Origin of the sequence: Pseudomonas sp. (genome assembly GCF_049645325.1) — a bacterium.
In the GTDB taxonomy this organism is placed as follows: Bacteria; Pseudomonadota; Gammaproteobacteria; order Pseudomonadales; family Pseudomonadaceae; genus Aquipseudomonas.
The window spans coordinates 1-8,115 of record NZ_JBARTQ010000512.1 but is presented as its reverse complement, the minus strand read 5'-3'; the positions used below and the strand labels follow the sequence as shown (position 1 = coordinate 8,115).

Annotated in this window: 6 protein-coding genes; all 6 read left to right on the top strand. The window is 59.4% G+C overall.

The genetic code is table 11. The features are described 5' to 3' along the window. Positions 1–492, top strand: a 492-nt coding sequence (locus WBB95_RS21800; protein WP_424489454.1) for a glutathione S-transferase family protein, incomplete at its 5' end; no start/stop codon positions are given. Continuing rightward, complete coding sequence (locus WBB95_RS21795; RefSeq protein WP_424489453.1) at positions 452–1,396, top strand: LysR family transcriptional regulator; 945 nt, start codon at positions 452–454, stop codon at positions 1,394–1,396. The genes WBB95_RS21800 and WBB95_RS21795, both read left to right, overlap by 41 nt. A gap of 624 nt (positions 1,397–2,020) precedes the next feature. After that, positions 2,021–3,664: a DUF1302 domain-containing protein gene (locus WBB95_RS21790; protein WP_424489452.1), complete on the top strand. Its 1,644-nt coding sequence runs from the start codon at positions 2,021–2,023 to the stop codon at positions 3,662–3,664. A 12-nt stretch (positions 3,665–3,676) separates the two neighbouring features. Beyond that, entirely contained in the window at positions 3,677–5,044 is a 1,368-nt protein-coding gene (locus tag WBB95_RS21785) for a DUF1329 domain-containing protein (RefSeq protein WP_424489451.1), read from the top strand. Between the two features lie 44 nt (positions 5,045–5,088). Beyond that, positions 5,089–6,201 carry a WD40/YVTN/BNR-like repeat-containing protein gene (locus tag WBB95_RS21780; protein ID WP_424489450.1) on the top strand — a complete coding sequence of 371 codons (1,113 nt, stop codon included), beginning with the start codon at positions 5,089–5,091 and terminating at the stop codon, positions 6,199–6,201. A gap of 50 nt (positions 6,202–6,251) precedes the next feature. Beyond that, a partial coding sequence (locus tag WBB95_RS21775; RefSeq protein WP_424489449.1) for an efflux RND transporter permease subunit occupies positions 6,252–8,115 on the top strand: 1,864 nt, incomplete at its 3' end.

The window sequence follows — 8,115 nt, the reverse complement described above, 5'->3', positions numbered from 1 at the left end:
ACGCAGATCAACCCCAAGGGCAAAGTCCCCGCGCTGATTCGCGACGATGGTTCGCTGCTCACCGAATTCCCGGTGATCGCACTCTATCTCGCCCGGATGAACCCCGAGCGAGAGCTGATCCCGACGGACATCGAAGGCGAGATTCGTGTGCTGGAAATGACTGAGTATTTGGTATCTACCGTGCACATGCAAGGCTACACTCGCGCTCGCCGGCCAGAGAAGTTTGCGCCGAGTGAAGCAGATCATGCGGCCGTGAAAGCGCAAGGTCTGAAGATATTCCAGGCCGGGCTCGACCGGGCAGAACGACAGATCAACGGCAAAGACTGGCTCTTCGAAAAAATGACCATCGCCGATTTCGCGCTCTTCTATCTGGAGCATTGGTGCGTGGTCAACGGCATCGGAAAGTTGGGGCAAAGTTGTCAGGCGCACCACGATCGTCTGTGGGCGAACGTTGAAATCCGTCGTGCGATCGAGTCCGAACTCATTACTTGATATTGAGCGCTCGACCATGGACATGCTGTTGAAGCTGAAGGCTTTCGTCGTTACCGCCGACACCGGTAACTTCTCAGCCGCTGCGCGCACCTTGTACACCTCACCCTCGGTCATCATGAAGCGGGTTGACGAGCTCGAATGGGATTTCAAAACCACCTTCTTTGATCGCTCGACCCGCCGTTTGACCCTGACTGACACCGGGCAAAGCTACCTGACTCACGCCCGGCAACTGCTGCGCGCTTACAGCGACATGGCCAGTGGCGCGATCCTGAGCCCCGGCGCCATCGAAGGCCCGATCAGAATCAAAGCTCCGGCGGTGCTGATCCGCCAGGGCCTTGGCGATCTGTTTACCCGTTACCGTGCTGAGCATCCGATGGTGCAACTGGAGATTGTTGCGTCTGATCGGGGCGGTAATCCGGTGGAGGAGGGCTTCGATATCTCGGTCGGCATGGATCAGATGGCCTACTCGGATGTGGTCGAGCAGGTCATCCGGCCCTTTCCCCGGGTGATGTGTGCGGCGCCGGCGTACCTGGCGCGATGTGAAGCGCTGTTGCATCCTCGCGACCTGGTCGATCACCCCTGTCTGTCGTTTTCCCTTGCCGGTTCGATTTGGGCGTTCAATTCTCCGGAAGGCCGGATAGAAGTGGACGTGCGTCCGGTGCTCATCACCAATGATGAAGGCTATCTGTGCGCCGCCGCCCGCGATGGTCAGGGGATTGTGCAACTGGCCTTGCCGATCGTTGCCGATGCTCTGACAGCGGGAGAATTGGTGCCGGTGCTGGAGCAATTTCCGCTGGTGGAGCGCTGGGTGAAAATCATGGTGCCGACAGCGCGACTGGAACTGACGCGGGTGAAGCTGCTGTTCGACAAAATGGCGCTGCACCTGACTACCGGCTACATCTAAAGCGAACCCTGTGGTGAGGGGATTTATCCCCGTTGGTCTGCGACGCAGACCTAAACCCTGCGAATGCGGTTTCCCAAATAAATCGCGGGGTCTGATTTCGCGACTGCTTCGCAGCCGAACGGGGATAAATCCCCTCGCCATTATTTCTGCCATCCCAGCCAGATTCCGATCAGATTTCCTGCGTCTTTTCCCTTGTAATCACGCCTTTACGGCGCTCGCGGCCGTGCCTCTTTGTGCCTTCCCCTAACGAATCCGCGCCTTCATTGCACCATCAGTTTTCTGGCTGCGGTGTAGCGGGTTTTATCATTGTTCAGGCCGAAAAGGGCCTGCATATACTCGGGCCAACACAGAAACACCGTCAGGTCTGAGAACAATAAAACCATCTCAAACCCAGACTCTGTGTTGCCTGCACATGATTTGTCCGTGCATGAATTCAACCGGTACCACAACTTCATGGGAGGTTTTTCTTGTGGGTCGCTGTGACTGGCCAACGTTCATGTAATCGGGCAGATCAGCAACCGGAGTTCATGCGTCACACAATCCCTCTAGGTAGCAAAAATGCAAATAATAAAAATAAGACTTGCAGTGCCGCACAACGTTTTGTATCGCCAGAGTCTTCGCTCCATGCTGGTTGCCACCAGCCTGATGGCGGCAGGCTCGACGTTGGCCGCACCGATTGATGTGGGTAACCCTGACATCAAACTGCGCTGGGACAACACATTCAAATACTCTGCCGGGATGCGTCTCAAGGATCAGGACGACACGCTGACTCAAAACGTTCCGGCCACGCCAGGTGGCGGCAAGGGACCGTCGGCGCTCAACGCTGACGATGGCGACCGTAACTTCAAGAAAGGCCGGCTGATTTCCAACCGCCTCGACGTATTGTCCGAGATGGATCTGGTGATTCACGACGATTACGGTCTGCGTGTGAGCGGTGCGGCTTGGTACGACGACGTTTATAACCAGAAAAACGATAACAACTCGCCTGCAACCAACAACTCGTTGTCGGTACCGAGTGACCATTTCACCCACGACACCCGCGATCTGCACGGTCGCCAGGCCGAGATTCTCGATGCCTTCGTGTTTGGTGGCACCGATGTCGGCGACGCGCGAGTCAGTGGTCGACTGGGCCAACACACCGTACTGTGGGGCGAGAGCCTGTTCTTCGGTTCCAACGCCATCGCCGGCACCCAGTCTCCGGTGGATGCGGTCAAGGCCTCCTCGGTACCCGGTTCGACCACCAAAGAAATCATCCGGCCGGTGGGTCAGTTCTCGGGCCAGATCCAGTTCTCGCCTGCGCTGACGCTGATGGGTTACTACCAATACGATTGGGAGGCTACCCGCTTGCCAGCGGCTGGCAGTTATTTTTCGGGCACCGACTTCATCGGTGATGGTGGCGAGCGTATTCGTTTTGCGCCGGGTTTACCGGGCGTTGGCTTGTCGCGTGGTCAAGACATCAAGGCCAAGGATAACGGCCAGTTCGGTCTTGGTTTGCGCACACAGTTGGGCGACTGGGAGTTCGGTGCCTACGCGATCCGCTACCACGCCAAAACCCCCGTGGTGTATTCCCGTACTCAGCGCACTGCCGTTCCTGGTGCGGGATTCGGGACGTACCAATTGGTGTATCCCGAGGACATCAAGGCGTTCGGTGTCAGTGCCACCACTACCGTGGACACGGTTAACTTTGCCGGTGAGCTTTCCGTGCGTCGCGACACGCCGCTGACCAGTCTGCCGCAGGAAGCGGGTACGTCCGGGGCGGATAATAACAACCATGCGCTTTATGCCATCGGCAATTCGGCGCATGCCAACGTGTCGATGATCTGGAGCATGCCACGCAACTTCATGTCCGACGAACCCTCGTTAAGCATGGAAGTGGCCTACAACCAACTGACCAGTTGCACCAGCAATTGCAGTGCGATGGATCCTGGTCTGGATCGCCGTGCAGCCGCGGTGCGGGCCTTGTATGCCATACCTCGGCGTAATGTGTTGGACGGCTTGGATATCACGCCATCCTTCACGGTTGGCTACAACCATGGCAAGTCACCCGTGGTGATCATGGGCCCGAACAATGGCGGCGACATGACCTTCACGCTGGCCGGCAACTACCTGACGGTGTGGGATTTCACGATGGCGTACACCCATTACTACGGCGGCGAAAACACGGCCACGTATGCCTCGACCGACCCAAGCGTCAACGGTACGTACACCTTCGCGCAAACCTTGAAAGATCGTGATTTCGTCTCGGTTTCGCTGCGTCGCACCTTCTAAGGGAAAACAATAATGACCATTTTTACCCGCATGACTCTGCTGGCTTTGACGTGCGCCGCACTGGCGGCGCCGGTCGTCCAGGCGGCCGTTTCGGCTGATGAAGCCGCCAAATTGAAAACCACTCTGACCCCACTGGGCGCCGAGCGTGCCGGCAACAAGGACGGCACGATCCCACCGTGGGAGGGCGGATACCCAGTTGATAATGCGTACAACTCGGCAGCAATTCCAGACCTGTTTTCCAAGGATAAGCCGCTGCTGACCATCACCGCGCAGAATGCTGATCAGTACAAAGACAAGCTTACAGAGGGCACCCTGGGCCTGTTGAAGCACTTCCCGAGCTTCAACGTTCAGGTGTTCCCGACCCGGCGCACCGCAGCGGCACCGCAGTGGGTTTACGACAACACCTTCGCCAACGCCACTCGGGCGACGATGGATCCGTCCGGCGAACTCGGTCCTTTCCCGAAAGGCGCCTACGGCGGCATCCCGTTCCCGATTCCGAAGAATGGTGAAGAAGCGATCTGGAACCACTTGCTGCGATGGACGACTCCCGGCTACCAGACAGCGCCCAGCCTGGCTCGCGTGACCCCGGAAGGCAAAGTGATTCCGGTCTCGCAGAACATCGCCAAGAGCTCGTTCCCTTACTACGACCCGAACAGCAACCTGGACAAATGGCACGCCGCAGGTTCCAACTTCAAGGTCGTTCGGGTTGACACCTCCGGCCCGCCGATCCGTGCCGGCGAGATCCTGCTGCAACGCGTCAACATCAACGACATCGAGTCGAAAACCTGGGTCTACCTGACCGGCCAGCGTCGCGTCCGTCGTCTGCCGCTGACCTGCTGCGATGTACCGAGCCCGGTAGCGGGTGGCATCCTCAATTTCGACGAAGTCGAGGTGTATTCCTCGTCCATCGGACGTTACGACTGGAAGCTGGTCGGCAAGAAAGAAATGTACGTGCCGTACAACACCAACAGCTATCACCAGGCGCCGTCGCTGGAAAAGCTCATGTCTGAAAAGACCGTCAACCCGGACTTCGTGCGTTTCGAGCAGCATCGGGTATGGGTGGTGGAGGGCACGCTCAAGGCCGGTCAACGCCATGTGATTCCACGCCTGCGCGTGTATCTGGATGAAGACACCTGGATCGCTGTGGCCGGCGAACGTTGGGACGCCCAGGGGCAACTGTGGAAGGTGACGTACAACTTGCCAACCGTGTTCCCGGCAGGTCCCGGCACCATCGTCGCAGGCTATATGTCGTACGACCTGATCGGCGGTGGCTACTTCGCCTCGGCCTATTTCCCGCGTGACAAACAAGTCGACCTGAAGGCCACGTTGCCAGACCGCATCTTCACGCCTGAGTCCCTGTCTGGAGAGGGCGTGCGTTAAAGACTGTATCTCGCTTGAACGATGAACCTGATGAGATGACCGGTATGAATAACAATAACAATGAAGGCGTCGACGTATCCCGTCGCGGGCTGTTGCTGGTGGGGTTGGGCCTGGGTTTGCAAGTGTTGTTGGCCCCGACTCTGGCCTCCACCACGGTAGCGTTCGCCTCGGCAGTAATGCCTGGGCTGCTGGGCCAACCGGCGACCATGACCCCACGGGCAGCACAGGCTGTGCTGACTCGCGTGGTGGTGGCCGGTGACCGCTTGGTGGCGGTGGGCGAACGCGGCATGGTGGTGCTGTCCGACGATGGCGGCCGACATTGGCGCCAGGCCCGCGTGCCGGTGAGTGTGACGCTGACATCAGCGAGTTTTGTCGATGCCCGTCAGGGCTGGATCGCTGGCCACAGTGGCGTTGTGTTGCATACCTCTGACGGTGGCGAGAGCTGGTCCATTCAGACCGATGGAATCGCCCTGGCACAGGCCAGTCTCGTTCAGGCGCAGGCATTGCCCGACACCGATGCCGATCGCGAACACCGCGTCCTGCAGGCCCAGCGTCTGGTAGATGACGGTGCAGACAAACCGCTGCTGTCGATCTGTTTTGCCGATGCGTTGCACGGGATGGTGGTGGGCGCCTTCGGCCTCGCCGCCAGCACCGATGACGGCGGCAAAACCTGGACGCCTTGCCGCGAACGTCTGGCCAATCCCATGAGCATGCATCTGTATACGATTGCCCATCATGCCAAGACCTGGGTGGTGGCGGGCGAGCAGGGCGTGCTGATGCGTAGCGACGACGATGGCGCGAGCTTCACGGCATTGGCGGCACCTTCCGAACGCACCCTGTTCACCGCAACGGCCACGCGCGGTGGGAGCTTTGTCTTTGCCGGGCTGTTGGGGGCTGCATGTCGCATCGACTCGGGGAGTACAACCGTGAACGCCATCGAACTGGCCGCGCCGTTGACGATTCTGTCCAGCGTTGAACTGCGCGATGGCCGAGTGATGCTGTTGGCGCAGGGCGGGCGAGTGCTTGGAAGTCACGACGGTGGTGTCCATTTTGCCGAACAGCAACTGCCGCGACGCTTGCCGCTGACCTCGCTGGTCGAAGCCGCAGACGGTGGGCTGGTGGCCACCAGCATGGGTGGAGTCTCCCGGCTTGGTTGACGACATCCACCTGCACGCTCACTCGACGCGCCTTATAAGAGTCCAATGACATGACCACAGTGAAACCTGCTGAGACCGGTGCTTGCCGGCTCGAAGACTTTGATCCGCGCTCGGGCAATGCGCTCGAACGCGCCGTGTTCAACCATCGCATCCTGGTGCTGTGTTTGTGCGTGCTGGTCACCGTCCTGTTGGGCTTCAGCGCGCTGAGCCTGAAGCTCAATGCCAGCTTCGAAAAGACCATTCCGACCGGCCACCCGTACATCACCAATTATCTGGAGCACAAAAAAGAGCTGACGGGCCTGGGTAACTCGGTGCGCATCGCGGTGGAGGCTCGCAAGGGCGACATCTACAACGCGCACTATCTGGAAACGCTGCGTCAGGTCAACGATGACGTGTTCATCCTGCAGGGCGTGGATCGCGCGTTCATGAAATCGCTGTGGACGCCGAACGTGCGCTGGACCGCGGTGACCGAAGACGGTTTGGATGGTGGTCAGGTGATCCCTGCGCACTACGACGGTTCGCCGGCGAAGATCGAAGAGTTGCGCATGAACGTGCAGCGCTCGGGTGAAATCGGCCAGTTGGTCGCGGTCAACGGCGGCTCGACGGTGATTCAAGTGCCGCTGCTGGAACATGACGCGGCTGGCAAACCGCTGGACTACGCGGCGCTGTCCAAGCAGCTGGAACAATTGCGTGCCAAGTACAGCAGTGACGAGGTGGCCATTCATATCACCGGGTTTGCCAAACTGTCCGGCGACCTCATGGATGGCATGCAGGAGGTGATCGGCTTCTTCTTCATCGCACTGATCATCTGCGCGGCAATGGTATTCCTGTACAACCGCGATGCGATCAGCACTGCGCTGGTGGTGATCACATCGGTGACCGGCGTGCTCTGGCAACTGGGACTGCTCCCGCTGTTGGGTTACTCGCTGAACCCGTACTCGATGTTGGTGCCGTTTCTGATATTTGCCATCGGCATCAGCCATGGCGCGCAGAAAATGAACGGGATTCTGCAGGACATCGGCCGAGGCACGCACCGCTATGTCGCGGCACGTTTCACCTTTCGCCGCCTGTTTCTCGCAGGCCTGACTGCTCTGTTGGCGGACGCCGTTGGCTTCGCGGTGCTGCTGATGATCGACATTCCGGTTATCCGCGAACTGGCCATCGCCGCCAGCCTCGGCGTGCTGGTGCTGGTGATTTCCAACCTGATCCTGCTGCCGGTGTTGTTGAGCTACGTCGGTGTCAGCCGTAAAGCCGCCGACCGCGCCGTGCGCCGGGAATCGGCGACCGCCGCCGGGGAGAGCAGTGCGTTCTTTATCTGGCTGGTGCGCTTTACCGAAGGCCGTCGTGCAACGGCAGCGATCGTCACGGCGGTATTGCTGGCGGTGGTCGGCGTTGCCGTCGGCACGCAACTGAAGGTCGGCGACCTCGATCCTGGCGCTCCGGAGCTGCAAGCCGATTCGCGCTACAACCGCGACGTCAGCTACCTGACCACTAACTATGGCGCGAGCAATGATCTCTTCGCGATCATGGTCAAGACTTCCGAAGGCAACTGCAGCCAGTACGACGTGTTGCGTCGGGTCGACCAACTGGAATGGGCGTTGATGGATCTTCCTGGTGTCGAATCCACCCAGTCGATTGCGCGTCTGCAACGGCGCCTGATGGTCGGCATGAACGAGGGCAGTCCGCTGTGGTACGACCTGTCGAGCAATCAAAGCATGCTCAACACCATCACCGCCCGGGCACCGCGTGAGCTGTACAACGAAGAATGCAACCTGCTGACGGTGTACGCCTACCTGCGTGATCACCGCGCCGAGACCCTGCAGCAAGTGGTCGACCTGGTCGAAAGCTTCGCCGCTAAAAACAATGACAAGGACGCCACCTTCCTGTTGGCGGCCGGTTCCGCCGGGATCGACG

What these genes read in the sequence shown, in the direction of transcription:
- WBB95_RS21790 (WP_424489452.1), top strand. Translation starts at nt 2,021, where the DNA reads ATGCTGGTTGCCACCAGCCTGATGGCGGCAGGCTCGACGTTGGCCGCA.
- WBB95_RS21785 (WP_424489451.1), top strand. Translation starts at nt 3,677, where the DNA reads ATGACCATTTTTACCCGCATGACTCTGCTGGCTTTGACGTGCGCCGCA.
- WBB95_RS21780 (WP_424489450.1), top strand. Translation starts at nt 5,089, where the DNA reads ATGAATAACAATAACAATGAAGGCGTCGACGTATCCCGTCGCGGGCTG.